Below are 23,251 nucleotides of genomic sequence, written 5' to 3' on the forward strand. Positions count from 1 at the left end.
CATCGAACGTGTCCCCACCCGTGGGGCTCAGGCGTTCTCCCGCCTCCGAAGAGCGTCCATGACCTCGAACGCAGGCGACCGACAGGAGTCTGTCAACGCGGCTTGATGACCCACATCAAGTCTCGCTCACGAACCTTTGGTGGCGGCGTGAAGCAAGAAGCGCCTACAGACGGCCGTCCGGTCCCACGCAGGACTCGCACGCACCACAGAGAACCAGCTCGATCGGTCGGGTCTCGCGCAGCGTTCCAGGGTTGCCGCAGCGCTCGCAGATGTGCTCGCCGGCAGCCGTGAACTCGGCCACCAGCGCGTTGAGCCTGACCGCCTCGTCGGACGTCCAGTTTCCACCCTGCTTCCACGGCCGAGGAAACGCCTGGAAGGCCAGGACCGCCCACTTCTGCTTCACCGCCAGAAGCTCGTACTCGGGAAACGCCGTGACGACCGCCTCATGGCACCGCAGCACAAGGGCCCACCACCCGGGCCCCACATCGAACTCGAACGAGGGGTCACGGAGGTGGCGCCTGAGCGGTTCCAGTTCGGCAGCATGCGCTGCCCCAGGACGGCTGTTCATCTCTTCGATTCCTTCGTGTCGAACGCCCGCACCCGTACGGGATCGAGGTGGAGTTCGTACGGGCCCATGCAGTCGGCAGCGAGGGTGGCGACGAGGACACCGCAGCCACAGGCCATGTTGCGGCCCCCGGTGCCGAGCGGACCGCAGCAGTCCAGTGCGAGCCACCCCGATGCAGCAGCCTCAGAGCGGGTACGTCTTGAGGATGCACGACGACGCTGTTCCTCGGGCGGCCGGGATCCAGTCGGTCAGCTCGGGTGGCATGAGCAGTCGGTGCGGATGGTGCGGCCGAGGTTCGTCGGCTGGCGGGGTGAACGGTGCGTCCCACGGCTCGGGACCAACGGCATGGTGCCCTCGCGGCACGCTGGAGGGGGCCAGACCCGTCTCCTTGTCCCGATCCTTGTCACGGTCCGAGACTTCCGGCACGGCGGCAGCTCCACCAAGTCCGGGGTGAGTTCGACTCCGCACTTCGCGCAGTAGAAGGAGGCTCCACGGCTTCCGTCGGCTACGCATCCGATGGAAGAGACGAGCCGACATCCACGAAGCCTTCCTCGAACTCGCCTGCTGCCTGATCACCCACCGACAACTCAGCGCATTGTGCTAGCCCTCTTTGATCACCGTGAACTCTCAGTTCGGAGGAGTGTCACACTCCGTGAAGCATGCGAGCCGGCTTCGGTTCCAATCAGGCGATGGCGATCCGTGCCAGAGCCCACAAAATGATCAGATCGAGCGCCATCACACTGATCGACCACAGAGGGTAGTAAGGGATGAACATGAACTGGGTCACCAGACTGATCGAGGCGGTCGTCACCCCGGCCGCGCGGCCCCAGCTCATGGCCCGCAGCACTCCCATGCCCACAATTACCAGCGCAACGCCTACGACGAGGTGGATCCAGCCCCAGCTAGTGAGGTCGAACCGGTACTCGTAGTACCGCGGCACGCCAAAAAGATGATCCTTGGCAATGCCAGCGATGCCCTGAAGGATGCTCAGCACTCCGCTGAGGAGGAGCAGCACACCGAAGTACCTCATCGGTCCGGCTGGCTGGCCATCGTTTCGGGCGCCTCTGGTCTCCTGCCGTGCTCCGTGAGGCATGTCCACCATGACCTGTTGACCCTTCGTCCTGGCGCGGTCGTCACCGCACCTCACGACGCGGGCGGGAGGCGGGCGCATCCGTCACCGTCACAGCGTCACCCGGAAGTAGTCGCGCGGCGAGCGCACTGGGGCATACGGGTCTACTCCCGCGCCCCGAATCCGTCGGCGAGCAGGTCGGAGCTACACGTTCGGTAGCGCGCGTTGCCACAAGGTGGTCCTAGCTCTCCGTGATGGTGGCGACCCTCGTGGAGGCTGAGGCCAAAACCCTCGCGGGATCAACGCTGAGAAGGGCGACTCTGTGGGCACGGCAGGCCGGACAGCATCGGAGAGCTCTCACGTGGCTGGTCCGAACGCTGTCACGCGAAAGCCCCCACTTCGCCGGCCATGACCTGGGGAGGGTTGGGAAGCACTGACGCGAGGTTGTCCCGCACGAAGTCCGCCGCCCTCGAGATCGATTCCTCGGCACCGGCCCGGTCCTGGAAGACGCTGGTCGAGACCACCACCCCGTTCCCGGCATCGATCCAGTAGTAGGCCACGAAGCCGGAGACCTGGCGCAGGAGCGGCACGAACCCCTCGTTCACGAGACGTACCGCCTCGGCCGGATCGGTCACCCCTTCGTACCGCCGGACCGCTGCGTACATTCCCAAGCTCCTCACGGCATTCCGGGTTCGTCCTCTGCTGAGACGTCGTACCCCTGCGACAGCTGCTTGGCCCATGAGGCGTCCGGCCATCACCTGAAGGACAGCCTTGGGTGATCCGAACGGCGGCCGTCGGCCCGGACACACGGCCCTCCGCAGGTGCGCCACGGGACAGCCTCGACGTGGAGCAGAGCAGCCTGGGCCGGCGGCTGCCCGCAGCACGGAAGAGGCTGCGAACGCGTTTTGATGACCCACGTCATCCGGTCCCGCTTCCAGGCCGCCGGGAAGCGGCCATCCCGGGCTGCGGGCAGGCCGATCTCCGGTGGGTACGCCTGGTGGACGACGACCGTGGAGTCGGTGAAGTGGGCGCGGATCCGGTGCTTGAGTTCTCCCACGGTGCCAGCGGGCGGAACCCGTGCGACGCGCGCCGTCGAATTACCCGGGCACTCGGTCGCCGATGGAGAGATCGGGTCCCACCGGAAACACCCGTGGCTTTCGGCTACTTGCCGGGGGCGCGGAAGGTGACCTCTCGGCGGGTGGCCTCGTCGATCTCGTCGAGGGTGAGGAGCGGGGTGGCCCGGGTCTGGAGGGCTCCGCTGGCCTTGACGGCGAGACTGACGGCGGCCATGGAGACCGCGTCGGGGAGGTCGACGATGATCACGGTGTCGTTCTCCCCGAAGGCGAAGTACATGGCCTCGACCTTCCCGCCGAGGCCGGTGACGACCTGGTCGACGGCGGCGCGGCGGCCGCTCGCGCCGTCCTTGAGCAGGCCCTTCGTGCCTTCGGACGTGTAGGTGGCCTGGATGAGGAACTTCGGCATGGGGAACGCTCCGTGCTCATCGATTGTCGGTGTGCGGAATGACCTTCCCGCTGTCACGTCGGCCGTCGGCCACCGGGCGGCCGGATTCACCCGTTGGAAGCTGCACCGTGGAGTAGGGCCGACGGAGGCGCGGACACGGCCCGCCCGCGTTCTTCGCGATCGGAGCACCGGGATCCGACCGGGGTTCCGCCGAAACCCGCTCGGAGGTGGGTCACGCGGCCGGCCGGGGCAGGGCCCTGGCCGGTGCGGCTCAGTCGGACGGATGGAGGGTGGCGTCGGCCACGACCGACCTGTCGGCCGCGAGCAGGTGCACCTTGGTCACGGGCGACGAGCCGGCGGGATAGGGGGTGACCCACTGGGCGTAGCCGGCGGCCAGGGAGAAGGTGCCGATGGTGGTGGTGGAACCGTCCGCCCGTTCGATCTGGCAGGTGAGTGTGCCGTGAAGGGCCGCCCGGGCGCGTGCGGGGAGGTTGTCGGCGTCCACCGACACGTACAGCCAGTGCGGCCGACCCGTGTAGGCGAAGACGCGTCCGACGTCCTGGCTGTGGGAGGTGAGGCCGGCGCTGAGCAGCCGGTCGGGCCGGGCGGGGCCGGTGTCGGACGGTGGGGACGCGGAGGTGACGCCGATCGCCCATCCGCCCACGGCCAGCGTCGCGGCTGCCACAGCGGCTGCGAGGCCGAGGGCGAACCGTTGGCGCAGTGTCCGGCGACGGCGTCGGGGCGACAGTCCGATGCGCTGGAGCACACGGGTTTCGAACCCCTCCGGCGGCTCGAGTCCGGGAATCAGGTGGAGCAGTTCGTCGGCCGTGCGCGCCAGTTCCCGGACGTTCTCCCGGCAGGCGGGGCAACGCTGCAGGTGGGCCAGGGCAGCGGCGCGCTCCTGGGCGGGCAGTACTCCCAGTGCCACTTCGGCGGCGCTGTCCCGCAGCCGTCGGCACGCGAAGGTGTCGTCGCCGGTCATGATGTCGTGTCCTGCCTGTGCGTCAGGGTCTCGCGCAGCTTGGCCAGCGCCGTCCTGATCCGGGTCTTGGCGGTGCCGAGGGGGATCTGCTCCAGGTCCGCCACTTGCTGCGCGGTCATGCCGTAGATGCCGGCCATGACGATGGCACGGGCCTGGCCCGGCGGCAGCTCCGCGATGGCCCGCCGCAACTCGGCCGACTCCTCGTCGGCCACCGCCAGCCGCTCGGGGGTGTCGGTGATCACTTCCAGCAGCGGCGCCATCCGGGTGGGGTCCACGGGGACGGCCCTGCGGGAGCGCACGGCGTCGATCGCCAGGTTGTGGGCGATGGCCGCCAACCAGGTACGGACCGATCCGCGGCGCGAGTCGTAGACCTGGGCGTGGCGCCAGGCCTGTTCGAAGGTCTGCTGGGCCACGTCCTCCGCGAGCTGGGCGTCGCCGGTGACCGTCATGGCCACCCCGAAGACCTTGTGCTGGAACCGGCGGACGAACGCCACCGCGAACTCGGGGTCGCCGGTCGTCAGCCCCGCCAGCAGCGCGTCATCGGGCATCTGCTCCAGAGAAAGCCCAAAATGATGCATATTTCTCATACGTAGCACCATTCCGTAGGGATTGTCCGATGGTCGGCTCGGGCGCCGGTGGTTCCACGTCCCTGCGGCGGGAGGGCAGCAGCGCGTCGATCGCGGTGGCGAGCGCACGCGGCAGGCGGCACCGGGTGCCCACGGGCGCGTCGCGGGTCATGGCCCGGGCGATCGCCAGGCGCCGGCGCCGGCCTCCGGACGGCAGCCTGCCGCGCCGGCCCACGACGGTGTCGTAGCCCTCCGGCAGAGCGGTGACGAAGTCGTGCGCGTCCGCGGCGCGTGCCGCAGCGAGAGCCTCCCGCTCACGGGCGGCCTGCGCCGGTACGTCGTGCCCGACGAACGTGAACCGGGCTTGATCCGGGTCTTCATGTCTCCGGACCTGGGTACCCGGCGTCGTGCCCAACGACCGCGAGTAAGCGAGTAAGGAGGAGTCAGTGAGCACGGTGAAGGAGACGGTGGACGTCGAGGTGCCCGTCCACACCGCCTACAACCAGTGGACGCAGTTCGAGGAATTCCCGAAGTTCATGGAGGGCGTCGAGGAGGTGCGGCAGCTCGACGAGCGGCACAACCACTGGAAGACCAGTATTGGCGGGGTGCGGCGCGAGTTCGACACCGAGATCGTCGACCAGTTGGCGGACGACCGGATCACCTGGCGGGTCGTCGACGGCGAGACCCGGCAACGGGGATCGGTCAGGTTCGAGCGGCTGGACGACACCCACACCCGCGTGGAGCTCACGATGGACGTCGAACCCACCGGCATGGCCGAGAAGGGCGCGGACGTGCTGGGCGTGATCGACCGCCGGGTCAAGGGAGACCTGCACCGTTTCAAGGACTACATCGAACAGCGCGGCGGGGAGACGGGCGCCTGGCGAGGGCGCATCCGGCCCGAAGAGCCCGGTTCGGCCGTCTGACGACTCGGGACGCGGGACAGGAAGTCGCGCCGAACGAGCAGCTCGGCTTCACTCGGCTTCCGGAAGCGGCCGGATTCCCTGATTCATCGACCCTGTCGGCCGAGCGGCTCGGCCGACAGGGTCGATCGGCCCCCTGTCGCCCTTCCTTCTTGCTGTGTGAGGGTGAGCTCGAGCTGCTCACCCAGGTCATGGCGCCGGCACGGACCGAGCACGGGGTCACCGTCGACTCCGGCGTTCCCGGCGAGGTCGCCACGCCGACGACCGGCCGGGAAGTCACCGCCGAGCGACGTTTGGTGCGCTCCGGAGCCCCTGCGCATCGCGGGAAGCGTCACGTGACCAGGGCCACCACCATGGCGATCAGTCCGATCGCCACCAGCGCCACCACCACCATGATCAGAACGATCGCCATCGTTCCCCAGCCTTTGCGCGGTTCGTGCGGCTCCGGGTACGAGATGCCGTAAGTGCCGCCTTCGGCGGGTGGCGTATCGCCGGGGGCCACGCCGCCGCCCGGTTCGATCCCCGGGGTTCGCCTCGGATCGGGATCAGGAGTCGTCATGGCGCACGCTCCTCTCGGCGCTCGTCTGCCATCTGCCTATGGGTCGGTTCCGCGGAAATCGCACCACCCTCATATGGAGGCGCACTACTGGTTGGGCTCGGCGGCGCTGATGTCGCCGAGGGCCGATCCGGGGTCGCGTTCGATGGCCAGGTCGCCGAGGGAGACGATGCCCACCACGTGCTGCCCTTCGTCGACGACCGGCACCCGGCGGACCGCGTGCTCGCGCATCACCCGGACCGCGAGGGTCAGTTCGTCGTCGGGGCCCACGGTGACCAGGTCGGCGCTGCACGCCTCGGCCGCCGTGGTCCGGTCGGGGTCGCCGCCGGCGGCCAGGGCGCGTACCACCAGGTCGCGGTCACTGACCAGGCCGCGCAGCCGCTCGCCCTCGGTGACCAGGACGGCACCGATGTCCTCGTCCCGCATCATCCGGGCCACGGCCGTCACCGAGGTCTGGGGCTCGACGGTCACCGGGGCACTCGTCATGACGTCGCTGACATGCTGAGTCATGGGACCATCCCTTCGTGGAGTGGGCGGTGCGTTCACCGCCGCTGGGCCTCCCGAGTACCCGTGGGCCACCGGTCCTCACGTTGTCACCAGGGGCATGTGGGGTGGGCCGCGCCCACCGGCTTCGACTCCGGGGAGCTCCGTTGCCGCAGGTGGATCGAGAAGACCGCCATCGAGGCGACGGCCGGCGGGGCGGACCGCCGGTTCTGCGGGGCGCGGTTCCAGAAGTCCGCCGCGCCGAGGTGATCGGCCCGGCTCAGCGGGGCCTGCAGCTGCCGTAGCCGCTGTTCGTCGGCGCACCTCACCCGACCGGATCACCCCGTACAAGTCGGTCGGGGCGGCCGTCCTGGACGCCGTTGCCGTCGCATGGATCGTCACCCGCCGCCCGCGCACAGTCGGCCGGCGAGGACAGCGCGTCGGCTTGGCGTACTCCCTGACCCGAGAGGGAGCTTGCCCGGGATATGCCAGGTGGGAGCCGAGTACTGCTGCACAGGCACGCTGTGGGAGCGCTACGGGGTGCGTCAGGAGTCGCCGAGCCGAGAGCGGCGCTCAGCGGATGTGCGGCGAGCCCGACGCCTTGTCGCAGGGACTGCCCGGAGACGGCCCGTTGCGGCCGCACAGGGCGGGTGCGTTCAGCCGCGACCTGGCAGCACCACGGCTTCCCGCCCGCTGGAGCCCCACGCCCGCAGCAGGAAGACGGCCCGGCTCGACCCGGGGCGCGGTACCGGGGCGCACGTGCCAACGGCCGTCCCGGGAGGACAGGGACACCGTGGCCGGCGGCACCGTGATGTGCCAGAACGCGCGCACCGGTTCCGACAGGGCGTGGACCAGCGCGGCCCGGGCCACGGCCGGTTCGGTGACGGCCACCACGTGCCCCGCGTGCGGCGGCAGGCCGTTGAGCCAGTCCGCGACTCGCCGGCAGAACTGGCGCACGGATTCGCCCCCGTGGGGTACGGCATCCGGGTCCGTCAGCAAGGCGGAGAGCCCGTAGGGATCGGTGGCGGCGACTTCGGCAGCGGTACGGCCGCGCCACATGCCGTAGTCGAAGTCGCGCAGCGCGGGCTCCACCTCGGTCGTGAGGGCGAGAGCATGAGCGGTCCGCGCGCAGCGGAGGGAAGGCGCCCGGACGGCCGCCGAGTGGCGGGGCAGGACCGCTCCGATGACGTCTGCGCCGGCCGGGCCGTGCCCGCGCACCGCAACGTCGTCGAAGAGCGGTCTGCTCGTGTGGTCCGCGGCGATCGAACAGAGAAACGTCAGAGTGATCGGCATCCGGCTGCTCTCCTTACTGTGATCAAGTCCCTGGGAGCAAGCGTGTGGTCCTGGTGGTGGGACGAGGCACCGACTGCTGCCTCCACAGTCGGGCACTGCCGTTCATGAACCCATCCGGCACATGTCCGGAGCCGTCCCGCCGACCGGCTGGAACAGCCCCGCCACCTGGCGGCTGTCGGTCTCCGCACCGGGAAGCGCGCCCGGCGGTGGGTACGCATCGGACGGTGGGTCCCGATGGCGAGTGGAGCACGCATGATCCGGGTGATGGTGGTCGACGACGAGGCGCTGATCCGTACCGGTTTCCAGCACATCCTCGAGGCGGCGGACGACATCGAGGTCGTGGCGGCGGTCCCCGGCGGCCAGGCGGTCCGAACGGCACAGGAACGACGCCCCGCCGTCGTACTGCTGGACATCCGCATGCCCGACGTGGACGGCCTCACCGTCCTGGCCGGCCTCCGCGGACTGCCGCACCCACCGGTGGTGGCCATGCTCACGACGTTCGGCATGGACGAGTACGTCACCGCGGCACTTCGCTCGGGCGCCGCCGGTTTCCTGCTCAAGGACACCGACCCGGAGCAACTGCCCTCCCTGGTGCGGACCCTGGCAGAGGGCGGCACCGTCCTGTCGTCGGAGGTCACCCGAACCGTCGTGGACGGCTACCTGAGCGCCGGCCCGCAGCAGGAGGCCGTCCGCAGCCTCGACCGGCTCACCGACCGCGAGCGTGCCGTGCTCGCAGCCGTCGCCGAGGGCCTGACCAACGCCGACATCGCCGCCCGGATGCACCTGAGCACCGGCACGGTCAAGGACCATGTGAGCGCCGTCCTCACCAAGCTGGAGGTGGGCAGCCGCGTCCAGGCCGCCCTGCTCGCGGAACGCGCCGGCTTCCTCAGACCGCCGCGGGACCAGGAGGAACCATGAGCACCCGCCGCCCGCCCGCCCCACTGCTGGACGCCGCCCTCGTCGCGGCGGCATTGCTCGATGTCTGGGCCCATGCCGACGCCTCCGAGCCGCTGCGCACGGCCTGCGCCCTGGTCGCCGCGTTCGCCCTCCTCCTGCGCCGGCGCCTGCCGAGGCTCACGTTCCTGTTCACCCTTCCCGCCGTCATCCTCTCCGACTCGGTCTTCGCCGCCCTGGCCGCGCTGTACACGCTCGCCTCGCTCACCCGTGGCCGCACTCTGCTGGTCGTCTGCGCCGTGACGTTCACCCTCAGCGATCTGGTCTCGTTGCCCTCGCCGGGATTCGACTTCTCGACACCGGCGACCTTCATCGCCCTGGGCTACACGGCGGCGACGGCGGCCGCGCCGGTCTTCCTCGGTCAGCTCGTGCAGGCCCGGCGCGATCTGTCGTTGCGACTCGTGGAGATCTCCCGGGCACGCGACCACGAGCGGCAGCTGACCGCCCAGACCGTGCTGGCCAGGGAACGCACGACGCTCGCCCGCGAAATGCACGACGTCGTCGCTCACCAGGTCAGTCTCATCGCGGTGCGGGCCGGGGCACTCCAGGTCGGCAGCCGCGACGCCGAAGTGCGGCAGGCCGCGGCCACGATCCGGAAGCTGAGCGTGCAGACGCTGGAAGAGCTGCGGCACATGGTCAGCGTCCTGCGCACCGCCGGGGGCGATCCGGTGGAACTGGTTCCGCAGCCCTCCCTCGCCGATCTCCGGCGGCTGGTCGACAACAGCGGTATCGAGACCGAGCTGCGGACGGACCTGCCGGACAGCCTGCCACCGCCGGTCCAGCGCGCCGTCTACCGCGCCGTCCAGGAGGCGCTGACCAACGTGCGGAAGCACGCGCCCGGCGCGACAGCGGTCGTACGCATCCGCCACGAGCACGCGACGGTCCGCGTCACCGTCACCAACTCACCGCCGACGCGGTCCGCCCTCTCCCTCCCCGGCGCCAACCACGGCCTGGTCGGCCTGCGCCAGCGTGCCGAGCTTCTCGGCGGCACCGTCACCTGCGGCCCCACGACGGACGGCGGCTATCGACTGAACCTGACCCTCCCGGCCACCGGCACCCGGTGACGAGGCGAGCCGGGTGCTCAGCAGGCCCGTGTGCACACGCCTCGCGCCGTTTCTGTGACTCCTCCTACACTCACCGTCACACGACGCACCGACGTGAGGGGGGCCGAAGGGTGCTGAACGGAACGGCCGGGCAGGGGGACGCCGCAGCGGGGCCGACGCTGGAAAGACTGCTGTCGGTCATGGGGGCCGGTGCGCTGGAGCCGTGCGTGGCTCCACGTGGCCTGGGGGGCGTGGTCGAGGGGATCACGGTGCTGGACCCGCTGGAGCCGGGGCTGCCGCGGGGGCAGATGTTGCTGGCGGTGGGCATCGACCCGCAGTCGGCCGCGGCCGTCGACATCGTGCGCGATGCCGCCGGCTCGGGAGCGGCCGCGGTGGTCTTCGGGCCGGGCAGGTCGGGGCGACCCCCGGACGCGCTGCGGACGGCCGCCGAGGACTCCGGTACGGCGGTGCTCTTCCGGACGGCGTGGTGCGGCTGGACCGAGTTGATCGGCGCGCTGCGGGCCGGTCTGGTCCTGTCCGGAGTCCCCGCCGATCCGGCTGTGGCGGCCGTGACGCCGGGCGACCTGAACGGGCTGGCCGACGCGGTGGCGGTCCTGGTCGGCGGCGCGGTGACGATCGAGGACGTGGAGTCCCGGGTCCTGGCGTACTCGTCCACGAAGGAGGACGTGGACGAGTTGCGCCGACTGACGATCCTCGGCCGCCGGGTGCCGGAGTGGCGCGTGGCCGCCATGCGGGAGGCCGGGTTCTTCCGGGCGTTGTGGGGCTCGGGGGACGTCATCCACCGGCCGGCGCACGGGGAGAATCCCGAACGTCTGGTGGTGGCCGTCCGGGCGGGCGGAGAGATCCTGGGGTCGATCTGGGTGGCGGCCGCGGGCGGCGACCTCCCGCCACACGCCTCCGACACACTGCGGTCGGCGGCGCGGGTGGCCGCCGCACATCTGCTGCACCACCGGTCGCACCGCACGCACGCCCGGCTGGTCGAGGACGCGGCCCGTGCGCTGCTCGACGGACGGGGATCCGCCGGTGTACTGGCCGAACGCACCGGGTTTCCGGCGCACGGGCACTGCGCCGTCCTGGCGGTATGCCCCGGAGCCTCCCGCAAGGGGGAGGAGACCGGAAGGCTGTGCGCCCTGCTGGCGGTGTACTGCGGCGCGAACGACCTCACGCCGGTGGTGGTGCCGGTGGGCCGGGGGGCCCTGGTCCTGGTGGGCGGACTGCATGAGGACGTGCGGCGGGCCGTCGAACAGGTCGCACGTCTGGGGAGGTCACTGGTCCGGCAGGTGGCCGACGCGTTCGGGCCGGAAGCGAGGATCGGTCTGGGCACGGTGGTCGAGGCCCTGGCGGACCTGCCCGGGTCCCGCCGGTCGGCGGACCTGGCACTGAGAGCCCTGCTCTCGGCGGGAGAGCACCGCACCGTCGCCTTCGCGAGCGAGGTGGCCGAGACGATCGCCCTGAACCAGATGCTGGACACGCTGCCGGGGCCGGCCCCGGCACCGGAGACACCGGTGGCGCGCCTGGTGGCGTTCGACGCCGGCCCCGGCGGCGGCACCATGGTGCAGACCCTGCGGGCGTACCTCGACCACTTCGGTCACGTGCCGGACACCGCCCGGGCGCTGGGTGTGCACGCGAACAGCCTGCGGCACCGGATCAGCCGGCTCACCGAGGTGTCCGGGCTCGACCTCCGCAGTCCGGACGCCCGGCTCCTCGCCCACCTGCAACTGCGCCTTCTCGAGCGCGGCGGCCGGGAGGAGTGAGCCTTCGGGCACCGCCGAGGAAGTGAGCCTTCGGACACCGCCACGAAGGAAGGGCCGCTTCTCCGTGCCCGAGCACGACGGCGGCCGTGCCGCGTCCGCGGTTTCGCCCCGTGGTGAGAACCGCGCGGCGGAACACCGGGACTCCCGACGAAGACACCCGCACCGCTCCGACGGAAGCCTGGTGGTCCGCCCCACGGCAGCCGTGGGGGAGACCACGGCTCAGGGAGGGTGCACGATGAGCGGTTCCGACAGGGCCGACCGGCGCGAGCGGATTCTGCGGGCAGCCGTACAGCAGGGACTCCTGGAACCCGAGACGGCCGTACTGGCCGGGTTCGTCGACCTCGACGGCGTCAACGAGACCGTCATGTCCCTGCGGAGCGCGTTCCCCGACTCCCTCCGGGTCCTGCACGCGTTCGCGGCCAAGGCGAACTGCCTGGTTCCCGTACTCGAGGAACTGCGTCTGAACGGCATGGGCTGCGAGGTCGCCAGTGCAGGCGAACTCGCCCAGGCGCTGGAGGCGGGCTTCGAACCCGCACACATCGTGTTCGACTCCCCCGCCAAGACGCGGGCCGAACTGGCCCGGGCACTGAGCCTGGGGATCGCGGTGAACGCGGACAGCTTCCAGGAACTCTCGCGGCTGGACGAGATCCTGGCGACCCGCCGTTCCGACTCGCGCATCGGCGTGCGCGTCAACCCCCAGGTCGGCGCCGGTTCGATCACCGCCATGAGCACGGCCACCGCGACCTCGAAGTTCGGTGTCCCCCTGGAGGACGAGGACAACCGGCGACGACTGCTCCGGACGTACCGGGACCGTCCCTGGCTCACCCGGGTGCACACGCACGTCGGCTCGCAGGGCTGTCCCCTGGACCTGATCGCCCGGGGCGTCGCGAAGGCGGTGGAGTTCGCCGAGGAGATCAACGCCCACCTCGGCCGCCGGCAGGTCACCGGCATCGACATCGGGGGAGGACTGCCGGTCAATTTCGACAGCGACGAGACGACGCCCGGCTTCGACACCTACGTGGACCACCTGCGCGAGCACGCACCGGCCCTCTTCTCGGGCGAGTACGAGATCATCACCGAGTTCGGCCGTTCCGTGCTGGCCAAGAACGGGTTCACCGCCGCGTACGTCGAGTACACCAAGACCGTCGGCGGACGTCCCATCGCGATCACCCACGCCGGCGCCCAGGTGGCCACCCGGACGGTGTTCGCCCCCGACGCATGGCCCCTGCGGATCGAGGCCCACGATCCCCGCGGCCGGGCCAAGCACGGGCGGCCCGTGGCGCAGGACATCGCCGGCCCGTGCTGCTTCGCCGGCGACCTGCTGGCACGCGACCGGGCGCTGCCCCTCCTCGACGTCGGTGACCTCGTCGTCGTCCCGGACACCGGCGCCTACTACTTCTCCACGCCCTTCCACTACAACAGCCTGCCCGAACCCGCCGTGCACGGAGCCCGCGTCGACGCCGACGGCCGGGTCACCTTCCGGCAGCTCCGCCCCGCACAGGCCGTCCACCCGGCCCCGGCCCTCGCCGGACGGTGACACTCGCTCTCCCGCGTGACCCCACCGGAACGCCGGTCGCAGCCACTCGAGCCGGCGTGACCCGAGCGAGCACGCCCGGCTGCCCGGAGAGAACCACAACGCCAGGAAAGGACGGTGCAACCGCCATGAAAGTACGGTGCGCCCGGTCAGGGTGTCCCACGGAGAAAGCGGGCCCCCCGGGCCGACGGGGGGCCGTCGGACGACGGCTGTCCGCCACGGGGGTGCGCTGCGGCCGAGTGACGTGTGATGTCGCGCGGTGGATCTCACGACGCCGGCGCGTCGCGGCCGACCAGTTCCTCCGGGGCGCGTGCTACGGGGCGGGCACGGCCGTGGTGGGTCTACTGGCGGTGTGGGCGCGGACCCGCTGACGACAAGGAAGCCCCGGGCCGACGGTCTGGGGCTCTCTTCGTCTCTCGGGGAGCGGGTGACGAGAACCGGACTCGCGCTCCCGGCTCGGGAGGCTACGGGCATCCGCGGCGGACTCGAGGCCGGATGAGACGGAAAGTGAGACGGGCGCGGCGGTCGTTGCCGGTACGGCCTCGTACGGGGCCGCACTCGGCTGTTCGGCCGACGAAACGAGATGCCGTGCCGGGCGTCGCGAGCGTCGAAGGCCTCCGACCTGTGACCATGGGGCGTTCTTTGAAGGTGACCGGCGAGGAGCTCCAGGCCGCGGGGCCGATGTGTCGCCACCGCGGGGTGCTCGTGCAAACGCACTGTGGGTGATGTGGTGGACTGGTTGACCTCGCTGCCGCCGGCGGTGCTGGTGGTGGGCGGGCTCTTGCTCGCCCTACTGGTCGCGGCCGTGGCGCGGATCGGCGTCCGGATGCTCGTACCGGTCGAGGAACGGGACCGGGTGCCGCAGATCGTCACACCCCTGATGCCGACACTCGGCGCTGCCTTCGCGATCTTCGCGGCACTCTCACTGGCCAGCGAGGCCGGCTACCTGCGCGCGGCAGAGGGGCTGGTGAGCGACGAGGCGGCCGCGGCCTCCCGCCTGGCATGGGCGGCGACAAGTCCGCGAGTCCAGTCGGAGCCGATCCATGCGGCGCTGCTGGACTACCTGCAGACCACGCGTGTCAAGGAGTGGAAGAGTCCGGCAGCGGCGTCCGGTGACGACCCGGCCACCGCTCACGCGATCGCACGGCTGGAGCGGACCGTGCGCACCGAGGCGGCCCGGCCCGCGGTGGGAAGCACGACGGGCACGGAGCTGGTGGTTTCCCTGGACGAGCTCACCAACAGTCGTCGCGCCCGCATCGCGGCCGCCTCGCGCGAGGTTCCCACGCTCTACGTCGTCACGCTCGTGGTCAGCGGACTGGCCCTGATCGTGAACTCCGGCGCACTGGTCTTCCGCAGCAGCCTGCGAACGTCACTGCTCGTCGCGGGTGTGGCGAGTGTGGTCGGGCTGAGCCTGGCGTTGCTCTTCGCACTCAGCGCGCCCTGGAGCGGACCGTTGATCGTCAGCGGGCACCCACTCGACTCCGTCATCGGGGACCTGAAGTCAGGCTTCTTCCACAGCGGGTCGTGGGCGGCGGGCGCGATCAGTACGCCGACCGTTGATCACCGGCCCGGCCGGACCAGTGGCTGTACTGTGCCACCCTTACGGAGGGGCGCTGTCAGGGGCCAGGGGGCACGTGAGCACCGGCATGATGGGGCCGTTTGTCCCGCCGTGAACACTGTTCCGAACTGTCGACAGCTGGGAAGAGAATGACCGTCACCAAGCTTCTGAGACCCGCCCTCGCCGCCGCGTTCCTGGCCTCGGTCACCGCCTGCGGCGCCTCGTCCGTGCCGGACGTCCCGGTGGCCACCCCGACCGGCTCGGGGGCCGTCGAGACGCACCGCTCGGCAAACCCCAAGCCGGTCACCGCCAGCGTGCCCGATGTCATCGGCGGCAACGCCGGGCGTGCGCAAGAGCAGATGAGCTCCGAACTCGACATGATCTTCGAGGACGCGAGCGGACAGGGCCGTCCGGTGGACGACCCGGCTGAGTGGAAGATCTGCAACTCCCAGCCGGGCCCGAACCAGCAGATCACCGATTACCCGGTGGTCTTCGGCGTGATGAAGGTTTCGGAGAGCTGCGAGGACACGGTGCCGGAGTGATGTGTCCGAGGACTTCGGCATCCTGCCGCGGTCTGCATCGATCCACAGCCCACCGACCCCGCACGCACGCCACGATGGGCCCGTGGTCGGGAACAGCGCCCCGTCCGTCCCGATGCCGGCTGACCCCCTGCCGGAGGCATCGTCCTTGACCGTGGCCGTGCGGTGCGCATGCTCGACTCATGGCCTACCGCCCTTTCCACACGCCGACGGCCGCAGGCCCGACGCCCGGTCGTCCGCTGGTCGACCGGAGCAAGGGTGCCGACAACCATCACTTGAAGGAGCTGAGACCAGGTTCGTTCGGGAGCGGCGAGATCCGGATCCTCCTCGCTTTCGACCCGGTGCGCATCGCCATCGTCTCCAACGAGGCGTTCACCGGCTGGAGCAAGACCTTCACCGGCCCACGGCTCTGCGCGGTGATCGTGGACCGGCTCACCTTCAACGCCACCCTCGTCGAGACCGGCGCCGAGTCCTACCGCTCCCACCCACCAGTCACCCCGGCTCCCGTCCCGTTCGCCGTCGACCCACACACCGTGAGCGGGCGTGGTCCACGGTGTCAGACGGAGCGCGCCACTGTGCGAACGACCTGGACGCCAGGTGCCGGATGGTGTCCCGCCATGTGGTGTGGGGGATCCCCCGCGGTCCCGGGGCTGCGGGGCCGGAGACGGGTGCCGTGCGGAAAACCGTGAGCAGTCGGCGGGCATGTGTCACTTATGTGCTCAAACGAGCGGCGTCAGGACAGTGGTGGCCGAAGTGCTCACGGTTTTCGGGCGGTGTGTCCTCCCCGGGGTGTGGGCGAGCGTCCGGGCAGCGCCCGTGTCGAGACCGCCGCGACCCGCCGGGCGGTCGCGGAAAACGTCCGCACGAGCAGCTGACCGCCTTCGACAAGGCCTGATGCACCGTCACTCGCTCTCCCGCCCGCCGAGCAGTGCGACCGGCACCGTCACCCCGGCCGAGATGCTTCGCCGGGCCGGCACCTGGCTCACCGCCGACAACGGCTCCCAGGTGCCCTACAGCCAGAACTCGGTCTGGTCGGCGGCTACCGGCAGGACTGCTCCGGCTATGTGTCGATGACGCTCGGCCTGTGGAAGTCCGGTCCGAACACCGTCGAACTCGCGAGCAACCGCAGCCTGACCACCCCGGTCTCCCTCGGGGACCTCAAGCCCGGCGACCTGCTGATCGACGCGGACGGCTCCAACACGACCCGGCATGTGGTCATCTTCGAGAAGTGGACCGACTCCTCGCACACCGCCTACTGGGCCTTCGAGCAGCGCGGCGGCCACGGCACGGATCACCGGGTGCGCACCTACGGGCTCGACTCGGGCAGCGAGTACGAGCCGTACCGTCCGGTCAACCTGTCCGGTGAGACCCCGCCCGACCCCGGACCGCCGGCCGCGGACTGGCCGCTGCTGAAGGTCGGGTCGCAGGGGACGGACGTCACCACCGCGCAGTACCTGCTCCGTGCCCGCGGCCACAGCACGGCCGTGGACGGCTCCTACGGTCCGAAGACCGCTGCGCAGGCCAAGGCGTTCCAGAACGCCAACGGGCTCGTGGCGGACGGCGAGATCGGGCCCGAGAGCTGGCCTCGCCTGGTGGTCGACGTCAAGAGCGGTTCTCAGGGCGACGCCGTCCGGGCACTGCAGACCCAACTGGTGGCACACGGTTACAGGCTCACGGTCGACGGCCAGTTCGGTCCGTTGACCGAGAAGGCCGTCACCGATTTCCAGAGCAGCGAGAAGCTCGCCGTCGACGGCTCGGTCGGGCCCCGGACCTGGGCCGCCCTGGTCTGACCGACCGAGCGCCGGTGGCCGCCCGTGATCCACGGACGGCCCGGCGGAGCCCCCCGTCCGCCGGGCCGCACAGTGGCTCAGCTCCCGAGCCGCACCGGCAGCGTCGAGGAACTGTTCGAGAACAGGGACGGCACCGGCACGAGGTCGTCCGGATCGACGGCCAACGACAGATCCGGATACCGCTCGAACACCGCGGGGAGGGCAAGTGCCGCCTCCAGACGTGCCAGTGGTGCGCCGAGGCAGAAGTGCGGACCGTTGCTGAAGGCCAGGTGCCTGCGCTGCTCCCGGGTGATGTCGAAGCGGTCGGCGTCCTCGCCGTGCTGGACGGTGTCACGTCCGACAGCGCTGAACGGAGCCATGATCGCCTCGCCCTTCGGGATGCGTACTCCGGCGATCTCGACATCCTCCAGTGGATAGCGGAACGGGAAGTTGCCGATCGGAGCGTCCCAGCGCAGCGTCTCCTCCACCACGTTCGCCCAGGTTTCCGCGTCCCCCCGTACGGCGAGCTCCCGCTGGTCGGGATGGGTCAGCAGCGCGCGGACCGCGTTGGTGATCAGGCTCAGCGTGGTTTCCTGCCCTGCCGAGAGCATGAGCAGCAGCGTGCCGACCAGCTCCTCCTCGCTCAGCGCGTCCGGGTCGGCGGCACGGGCCGCGATCAGCGCGCTGGTGAGGTCGTCGCCCGGCTCACGCCTACGGCCCTCGACCACCCGCGCCAGCAGCTCGTACTGCTCGATCTGGCTCGCCTGGACCTCCTCGGGCAGCAGATCGGAGCGGAAGATGTTGTCCATCAGCTCCTGCAGACGAGGACGCTCGTCGGCCGGCACCCCGAACAGTTCGCAGATGACCTGCATGGGCACGGGGTGCGCGAAGTGCCGGCGGAGGTCGACGCTGCCGTCGGCCGCGGCGTGCGACGGCAGGTCGTCCAGCAACTGCCCCACGATCTGCTGGATACGGGGACGCAGCTCCTGCACCCGGCGCGGGGTGAACGTCTGGGTGACGAGTTTGCGCAGGCGGCGGTGCTCCTGGCCGTCCGAGGTCACCATGTTGGTGACCTTCACCATGCCGATGAGCGGCCAGCCGTCCGCTATCTCACCCCGGATGATGGCGTTCCAGTTGCGCCAGTCCTTGCTGAAACGAGCGTCGGTGACCATGTCGTTCAGCAGGGCGTGGTCGGTCACCGACCAGGCCATCACCTCTCCGGGCAGCCGGACCCGGACCACGGGGCCCAGCTCGCGGAGCCTGGCGGCCTCGCCGTGATGGTCCTTTCCGTGCGGATCCAGAGTGATGACGGGTACGTGCCCCTCGGCGGAGGAGTTCGTGGGCGACGTCATGCTGGGCTGCTCCTTATTTTGAGGGCCTTGAGGGCCTTGAGGGCCTTGAGGGCCTTGAGGGTGTTGAGGACCCGTCGCCGTGCGGGGGTCTTCTCGGATGTGGGGGTTCGAGGATTCACAGCCCCGTGCCGGTCGGCACGCGGGTCGATATGCGGGCCGCGGAGAACGCCGTGGGCAGTGCCACCGGCACCCTGGTCCAGGGAGAGGGGCGCCAGGCCAACTCGTCCGCGGAGACGGCGAGTCTCATGTCCGGCAGCAGATGCAGAGCGGTCTGCACCGCGGTACGGGTGATCAGCCGTGCGGGCACCTGTGCGGGACACATGTGCGGGCCCGCGGAGAAGGCCAGATGAGAGCGGTTGCCCCACCCGTCGTCCGGACCGTCCTGCCGGACCTCCGGATCGTCGTTCGCGGCGGCGAGCCCGAGGATGAGGCAGTCGCCGCGGCGGATGAGCCGTCCTCCCAGCTCGGTGTCGTGGAGCGCGTACCGGGCGGGCATGTTGTTCATGGGCGGATCGCGCCACAGCGCCTCGTCGAGGGCGTCATCCACGCCGAGCTGTCCGCCGTGCAGCCGGGCGGCGAACCGCGGATCCGTGAGCATGAGACGGAGCGTGTGGGATATCCACGCCGTGACCGTCTCGTTGCCCGCGGAGATCATCACGACGATCGACTGCAGCCGCTCCGCCTCATTGCGCAGATTCGGGTGGTTGATGAAGACCGTCGTCATGTCGTCGGCCGGATTCCGCCGACGCTCGCGCACCGTGTCGAGAAGGATCTGCTCGAAGGTGCGGTTACCCGCCTGGGAGTCGTCCGCGCTGCCGAACAGGGCGATGAGCGCGTCGAGCAGTTCGCGGCCCTCCACACTGTCCAGGCCGAACAGCGAGGCGAGGGAGAGCATCGGGACGATCGTGGCGTACTCGTTGACCAGATCGGCGCTGCCGCGTTCGGAGAACGCCGCGATCAGATCCGTGCACAGCGCCTCCACCTCACGACGTACCCTGCGCTGGTCCATCCGCGCGATGCCGTCGTCGAGGGGCTTGCGCAGGCGCCGGTGCTCGGGGCCGTCGGCCCCGATGACGTTGGCACGCCAGCCCATCATCGGCAGGAGCCCCGAATGCGGCGGGACGATCCCCTCGTTGAGATCGCGCCAGTTGCGGGCGTCGCGGGAGTACAACTGCTCCTGCCGGGTGATGGTCAGCATCTCCCGGTACCCCATCACCAGCCAGGCGGGCACACCCGGCTCCAGCTCGACCTTCGCGACGCTGCCCCACTTCTCGCGGAGGTCGCGGTACACCGCACGCGGATCGGAGGACCCGACCACGGCGGCGAGCGGAACCGGGCCGGTGCCGTGGTGTGCGTGCGCCGGGCACCCCGGCGGCGGCATGCTCACGAGGCGGCCCCCGCGGCCCCCGCCGCACTCATGCCCGACACGTGTTGCACCAGGGTGATCAGGGCATCGACCGATGAGGTCTGCTGACGGGCGTCGCAGGTCACGATGGGTGTCTCCGGGAGCAGATCGAGTGCGCCGCGCAGCTCCTCATCGGAGTACAGCTCACTGTCCGGGAACTGATTGACCGCCACCGCGAACGGCAGTCCCCGGATCTCCAGTTGCTCCAGGACGTCGAAGCTGTCCTCCAGTCTGCGGGTGTCGATCAGCACGAGCACCCCCAGCGCGCCCTCGGCCAGCCCCTCCCACAGGTCCCAGAACCGCCGCTGCCCCGGGGTTCCGAACAGATACATGACCAGCCGGGAGCTGAGCGTGACACGGCCGAAGTCCATGGCGACGGTGGTGGTCGTCTTGCCTTCCAGACCGGCCAGTTCGTCGACGCCCACACTCGCTTCCGTCATGACCTCCTCCGTGCGCAGCGGTTCGATCTCGCTGACGGACCCGACGAACGTCGTCTTGCCCACGCCGAACGCGCCCACGACGAGGATCTTGACGGCCTGCTGCACCGTGTCGGGCAAGTAACGGTCAGCGGAGTCGACGGAGACCATCCAGTACCTCCTGTAGCAGTTGCTTGTCGGGCTGTGCGGCCCGTGGAACACCGGAGCGCGCGGACAGGTGTCCGCTGTCGACGAGGTCGGACGCCAGCACCTTCACCAGACTGACGGGCAGTTGGAGATGGGCGGCGGCCTCCACCAGCGACAGGAGTCGCTCGCACATCCGCACGAGGGCGATCTCCTCCCTGGTGGCGGAGAGGGGGAGGGCCCGGGGAGGGTCGACCGCGATCAGGAGCGTTTCGACGCCGATGGTGTTGCGGGAGGGCCGGGAGCGTCCCTTGGTGATCACGTACGGGCGTAATGCGCCGTTCGTGAAGCCCGCTCCCGACCCGCTCACGCGGAGCCCTGGCGCGGCGGGCTGCTGAGGTTCTGCGCGCCGATCTTCATCACCTGCGCCTGCATCTGCCGCGCGACGAGCTTGGGGTCGACCACCGGTCCCGTCACCACGGCGAGATGCGCGCCGCTGGCACTGCGCATGAACAGGAAACCCCCGTTGAACTCCACCATCTGCTGGTGCACGGTGCCGCCGTCCTCACCGAACTCCCGTCCGAGACCACGGCCGAGCGACTGAAGACCCGAACAGCTCGCCGACAGCCGGTCGGCCAGGTCACGGTCCACGCCCTCCGAGTTGGCCAGCAGCAGACCGTCGGAACTGAAGACGATCGCCAGCCGTACGCCGGGCACCGCGGTGACCTCGGAGATCATCCAGCCGCGCTGCTCGGGGTTCTCCACGTAATTCATGCTCACATCTGTCCTTCCGGGGAATCGGGGTCGGGGGAGGTGCTGTACGGGGGGTCGTACGAGGTGGGGTCCGGAGGCACGGCTCCGGACGGCGGGGGCGCGGATCCGGTCGAGGGGGACGCGGTCCGGCCGCCCTCGAAGAACTGCTCCATCCAGTCGCCCGCGTCCTCCGGCGAACCCGGCGGAGTGACGGCGGTCGGTGCCTCCTCCACCGCGGGGACGTACCCGTCACGCCGCGACCGGCGCTGGGGCAGCCGGCGGTGACGGGCGCCCGGAGCACGCGTGGCGGGCGGGGGCGGCTCGGCCGACGGGGCGGGCTCGGCGGCGGACTCCGGGGCCTGTACGGGAACGGCGCGATCGGCGGCGGCCGGCGGGGACTCGGGGGAGGGCGCGGTGGCCGGAGGCGTCGGCACCGGTGGAGCAGGGGGCTGTGCGGGGAGCACGCGCCCGCCGGGCGCCCCGACGGGTTCGAGGGCCTTCAGGAGTTCGAGAGGCACCAGGATCACCGCACGGACGCCACCGTACGGTGACGGACCGAGGTCGACGCCGAAGCCGTGACGGTGCGCGAAGCGGCCGACCACCGCGAAACCGGTCTGCGGGATCTCGCCGACGTCTCCGACGCCCAGAAGGCGGCGGCCCGAGACGATCTCGCGCGCCTCGGTCAGCCGGTGCTCGTCCAGGCCCAGGCCGCCGTCGTCCACCTCGATGACCGCACCGCGCTGCACCGTGCGCACGGTGACCGACACGCTGGTCCTCGGCGGTGAGTACTCGGTCGCGTTGGCGAGCAGTTCCGCGACGAGGTGGATCAGGGGTTCGACCACCGACGCGGTGATGCCGACATCGGGATCGCCGGTCACCTCGACACGCTTGAACGAGACGATCCGGCCCGAAGCGGCGCGCACCACGTCGACCAGCGCCAGCGGCTTCTGCCACTGCTGGCCGGGCCACTCCCCGCACAGCACCTTGAGACTCTGGGCGTGCCTGGCCTGCTGCGTCGCCGCGTGGTCCACCTGCATCGTGGCCTCGAGCAGGCCCGAGTCGCCGGGGTGGCGCTCCGCCACACCCGTGATCGTGGCCTGGATCCGGTGCGCCGAGGTCTGAATCCGGCTCGCCAGCTCCACCAGCGCGATGCGCTGCGACTCCTCACGGTCGTCGATCGCCTCGGACACATCCGAGAGCAGCTTGTCGAACCACTGGGAGAGCTCCACCACCAGCGGCTCCTCGCTCTCCGGGGACGAGGGGACCTCGTTCCTGGCAAGAGCGGCGGGAAGCCGCTTCGCCACGAGGAACTCCGCTTCCTGGAGGGCCGCACCGGATTGCTTGCGCACATACGCGTGCCAGTGGGCATCGCGGCGCGCGGCCTCCGCCTCCCGCTCACGTATCTCGGTGTGCAGGCGTGCCGCCTCCGCCGCGCTTGCCCGGTGCTGCCCGCTCAGGCGGACGAGGCAGCCGAGGGCCAGAAGGGACACGGCCGCATGGGCCACGGCCGCAGCCACGCCGATGCGGGCGACGGGCACCACGGCCGCCGAGAACGCGAGGAACGTGAGCACGAGAGCCACTGCCCAAAGGGCTCTGCTCCCTCGGGGTTCGAGAGGGGACGCGGGGGAACGAGCCATGGAAAACCTTTGAGTCGGCGGTGGGTCGGTGTCCGGTGGACGCGAGGCGTAGGACGTCAAGAGCTGTGCGACGGGGGGAGGACCGGGGGAGCGGCGGTACGGGGGCGTGAAGCCCCGGACGCACCGTCGGCATGGCCCGGGTCGGTCATCGTCTTCATGGAGGAACCACTTCTGCACCAGAGGTTGTTTGAAGATCGTATCTTCGATTCACCGCAACGGAAGAGTGACGTTCCGTGAACTTTCTTTGCCTCCTTTCCACTTGGGTACGCCGACCCACGGGTCACCGGATGCGGGACCCCTGTCGGGCGGGCAGGCAAGGGAACGGGTGCGGTGAAGGGCGGCCGGCCGACAGGTCATCAGGCGGTGCGATGTCTCCCCGTCCTGCTTGCTGACTGAACGTCAGAGACGGTTGCCGCTGTGGTCGGCCGCGGTTGTCCGTGACACCTCCGGCAACCTGTGGCGCAACAGCGGCAACGG

At 70.5% G+C, this 23,251-nt stretch carries 26 protein-coding genes and 2 pseudogenes; 11 read left to right on the plus strand and 17 right to left on the minus strand.

All coding sequences use genetic code 11. From position 1 onward, the window contains the following. Positions 1-163: 163 nt before the first annotated feature. Positions 164-568, minus strand: coding sequence for a hypothetical protein (locus DIZ27_RS04980; RefSeq protein ID WP_109377061.1), 405 nt, complete (start codon positions 566-568; stop codon positions 164-166). Between the two features lie 469 nt (positions 569-1,037). Between DIZ27_RS04980 and DIZ27_RS04990 the strand changes: the two are divergent. Then, positions 1,038-1,169, plus strand: a pseudogene (locus DIZ27_RS04990) (IS5/IS1182 family transposase); the annotation flags it as partial. Between the two features lie 78 nt (positions 1,170-1,247). Here the strand turns inward: DIZ27_RS04990 and DIZ27_RS04995 are convergent. From DIZ27_RS04995 to DIZ27_RS05020, 6 genes are all read right to left on the minus strand, one after another. After that, positions 1,248-1,580 carry a hypothetical protein gene (locus tag DIZ27_RS04995; RefSeq protein ID WP_258308240.1) on the minus strand — a complete coding sequence of 111 codons (333 nt, stop codon included), beginning with the start codon at positions 1,578-1,580 and terminating at the stop codon, positions 1,248-1,250. Between the two features lie 434 nt (positions 1,581-2,014). Continuing rightward, a complete protein-coding gene (locus DIZ27_RS05000) occupies positions 2,015-2,299 on the minus strand; it encodes a hypothetical protein (RefSeq protein ID WP_109377062.1) in 285 nt (94 codons plus the stop codon). Between the two features lie 89 nt (positions 2,300-2,388). Further along, positions 2,389-2,691 carry a DUF4291 family protein gene (locus tag DIZ27_RS48680; RefSeq protein ID WP_109377063.1) on the minus strand — a complete coding sequence of 101 codons (303 nt, stop codon included), beginning with the start codon at positions 2,689-2,691 and terminating at the stop codon, positions 2,389-2,391. Positions 2,692-2,795: 104 nt separating this feature from the next. Continuing rightward, the gene (locus tag DIZ27_RS05010) at positions 2,796-3,116 is read right to left on the minus strand and encodes a GYD domain-containing protein (protein ID WP_109377064.1); all 321 of its coding nucleotides are present in this window, start codon (positions 3,114-3,116) and stop codon (positions 2,796-2,798) included. A 250-nt stretch (positions 3,117-3,366) separates the two neighbouring features. Beyond that, entirely contained in the window at positions 3,367-4,077 is a 711-nt protein-coding gene (locus DIZ27_RS05015; protein ID WP_109377065.1) for a hypothetical protein, read from the minus strand. Then, positions 4,074-4,625: an RNA polymerase sigma factor gene (locus DIZ27_RS05020; protein WP_258308241.1), complete on the minus strand. Its 552-nt coding sequence runs from the start codon at positions 4,623-4,625 to the stop codon at positions 4,074-4,076. Before DIZ27_RS05020 ends, DIZ27_RS05015 begins: the two co-directional genes overlap by 4 nt. A gap of 68 nt (positions 4,626-4,693) precedes the next feature. Here DIZ27_RS05020 and DIZ27_RS48685 point away from each other — a divergent pair, with 68 nt between their 5' ends. Both DIZ27_RS48685 and DIZ27_RS05030 read left to right on the plus strand, forming a co-directional pair. After that, on the plus strand, positions 4,694-4,891 hold the full coding sequence (locus DIZ27_RS48685; RefSeq protein ID WP_181383393.1) for a hypothetical protein: 198 nt from the start codon (positions 4,694-4,696) through the stop codon (positions 4,889-4,891). Between the two features lie 198 nt (positions 4,892-5,089). Further along, a complete protein-coding gene (locus DIZ27_RS05030) occupies positions 5,090-5,566 on the plus strand; it encodes an SRPBCC family protein (protein WP_109377067.1) in 477 nt (158 codons plus the stop codon). 328 nt (positions 5,567-5,894) lie between these two features. Here DIZ27_RS05030 and DIZ27_RS05035 read toward each other — a convergent pair whose 3' ends face one another. From DIZ27_RS05035 to DIZ27_RS05050, 4 genes are all read right to left on the minus strand, one after another. Beyond that, the gene (locus DIZ27_RS05035; RefSeq protein ID WP_109377068.1) at positions 5,895-6,122 is read right to left on the minus strand and encodes a DUF6480 family protein; all 228 of its coding nucleotides are present in this window, start codon (positions 6,120-6,122) and stop codon (positions 5,895-5,897) included. Positions 6,123-6,206: 84 nt separating this feature from the next. Then, positions 6,207-6,629, minus strand: coding sequence for a CBS domain-containing protein (locus DIZ27_RS05040; RefSeq protein WP_109377069.1), 423 nt, complete (start codon positions 6,627-6,629; stop codon positions 6,207-6,209). Positions 6,630-6,712: 83 nt separating this feature from the next. After that, on the minus strand, positions 6,713-6,931 hold the full coding sequence (locus DIZ27_RS05045) for a DUF6766 family protein (protein WP_109377070.1): 219 nt from the start codon (positions 6,929-6,931) through the stop codon (positions 6,713-6,715). 244 nt (positions 6,932-7,175) lie between these two features. Then, positions 7,176-7,895: a histidine phosphatase family protein gene (locus DIZ27_RS05050; RefSeq protein ID WP_109377071.1), complete on the minus strand. Its 720-nt coding sequence runs from the start codon at positions 7,893-7,895 to the stop codon at positions 7,176-7,178. A gap of 252 nt (positions 7,896-8,147) precedes the next feature. Here DIZ27_RS05050 and DIZ27_RS05055 point away from each other — a divergent pair, with 252 nt between their 5' ends. From DIZ27_RS05055 to DIZ27_RS05095, 8 genes and pseudogenes are all read left to right on the plus strand, one after another. Continuing rightward, positions 8,148-8,813: a response regulator transcription factor gene (locus tag DIZ27_RS05055; RefSeq protein WP_109377072.1), complete on the plus strand. Its 666-nt coding sequence runs from the start codon at positions 8,148-8,150 to the stop codon at positions 8,811-8,813. Next, positions 8,810-9,913, plus strand: a complete 1,104-nt coding sequence (locus DIZ27_RS05060) for a sensor histidine kinase (RefSeq protein WP_109377073.1) — start codon at positions 8,810-8,812, stop codon at positions 9,911-9,913. The genes DIZ27_RS05055 and DIZ27_RS05060 overlap by 4 nt, the downstream gene beginning before the upstream one ends. Positions 9,914-10,023: 110 nt before the next feature. After that, a complete protein-coding gene (locus DIZ27_RS05065; RefSeq protein ID WP_146228907.1) occupies positions 10,024-11,667 on the plus strand; it encodes a CdaR family transcriptional regulator in 1,644 nt (547 codons plus the stop codon). A 235-nt stretch (positions 11,668-11,902) separates the two neighbouring features. Continuing rightward, positions 11,903-13,204 carry a diaminopimelate decarboxylase gene (locus tag DIZ27_RS05070; protein WP_109377075.1) on the plus strand — a complete coding sequence of 434 codons (1,302 nt, stop codon included), beginning with the start codon at positions 11,903-11,905 and terminating at the stop codon, positions 13,202-13,204. A 724-nt stretch (positions 13,205-13,928) separates the two neighbouring features. Beyond that, positions 13,929-14,912, plus strand: coding sequence for a hypothetical protein (locus DIZ27_RS05080; protein WP_181383394.1), 984 nt, complete (start codon positions 13,929-13,931; stop codon positions 14,910-14,912). Continuing rightward, positions 14,909-15,301, plus strand: coding sequence for a hypothetical protein (locus DIZ27_RS05085; RefSeq protein ID WP_109377077.1), 393 nt, complete (start codon positions 14,909-14,911; stop codon positions 15,299-15,301). The genes DIZ27_RS05080 and DIZ27_RS05085 overlap by 4 nt, the downstream gene beginning before the upstream one ends. Before the next feature lie 344 nt (positions 15,302-15,645). Next, positions 15,646-15,777 (plus strand): annotated as a pseudogene (locus DIZ27_RS46840) (ATP-binding protein); the annotation flags it as partial. 591 nt (positions 15,778-16,368) lie between these two features. Next, positions 16,369-17,088 (plus strand): peptidoglycan-binding protein, encoded by a 720-nt coding sequence (locus tag DIZ27_RS05095; RefSeq protein ID WP_109377078.1) that lies wholly within the window; start codon positions 16,369-16,371, stop codon positions 17,086-17,088. 77 nt (positions 17,089-17,165) lie between these two features. On the opposite strand, the gene DIZ27_RS05100 is transcribed toward DIZ27_RS05095, so the two are convergent. The 6 genes from DIZ27_RS05100 to DIZ27_RS05125 all read right to left on the minus strand — a co-directional run bounded on the left by DIZ27_RS05100 (position 17,166) and on the right by DIZ27_RS05125 (position 22,717). Then, complete coding sequence (locus tag DIZ27_RS05100; RefSeq protein WP_109377079.1) at positions 17,166-18,419, minus strand: cytochrome P450; 1,254 nt, start codon at positions 18,417-18,419, stop codon at positions 17,166-17,168. A 115-nt stretch (positions 18,420-18,534) separates the two neighbouring features. Further along, entirely contained in the window at positions 18,535-19,800 is a 1,266-nt protein-coding gene (locus DIZ27_RS05105) for a cytochrome P450 (RefSeq protein WP_109377080.1), read from the minus strand. A gap of 2 nt (positions 19,801-19,802) precedes the next feature. Further along, complete coding sequence (locus DIZ27_RS05110) at positions 19,803-20,411, minus strand: ATP/GTP-binding protein (RefSeq protein ID WP_109377081.1); 609 nt, start codon at positions 20,409-20,411, stop codon at positions 19,803-19,805. Further along, positions 20,389-20,754 carry a DUF742 domain-containing protein gene (locus tag DIZ27_RS05115; RefSeq protein ID WP_109377082.1) on the minus strand — a complete coding sequence of 122 codons (366 nt, stop codon included), beginning with the start codon at positions 20,752-20,754 and terminating at the stop codon, positions 20,389-20,391. Before DIZ27_RS05115 ends, DIZ27_RS05110 begins: the two co-directional genes overlap by 23 nt. Beyond that, positions 20,751-21,158, minus strand: coding sequence for a roadblock/LC7 domain-containing protein (locus DIZ27_RS05120; RefSeq protein ID WP_109377083.1), 408 nt, complete (start codon positions 21,156-21,158; stop codon positions 20,751-20,753). The genes DIZ27_RS05115 and DIZ27_RS05120 overlap by 4 nt, the downstream gene beginning before the upstream one ends. A gap of 2 nt (positions 21,159-21,160) precedes the next feature. Then, a complete protein-coding gene (locus tag DIZ27_RS05125) occupies positions 21,161-22,717 on the minus strand; it encodes an ATP-binding protein (protein ID WP_258308242.1) in 1,557 nt (518 codons plus the stop codon). Positions 22,718-23,251: the final 534 nt, after the last annotated feature.

The sequence above is a fragment of the Streptomyces sp. NWU339 genome, assembly GCF_003143855.1.
Classification (GTDB): domain Bacteria; phylum Actinomycetota; class Actinomycetes; order Streptomycetales; family Streptomycetaceae; genus Streptomyces.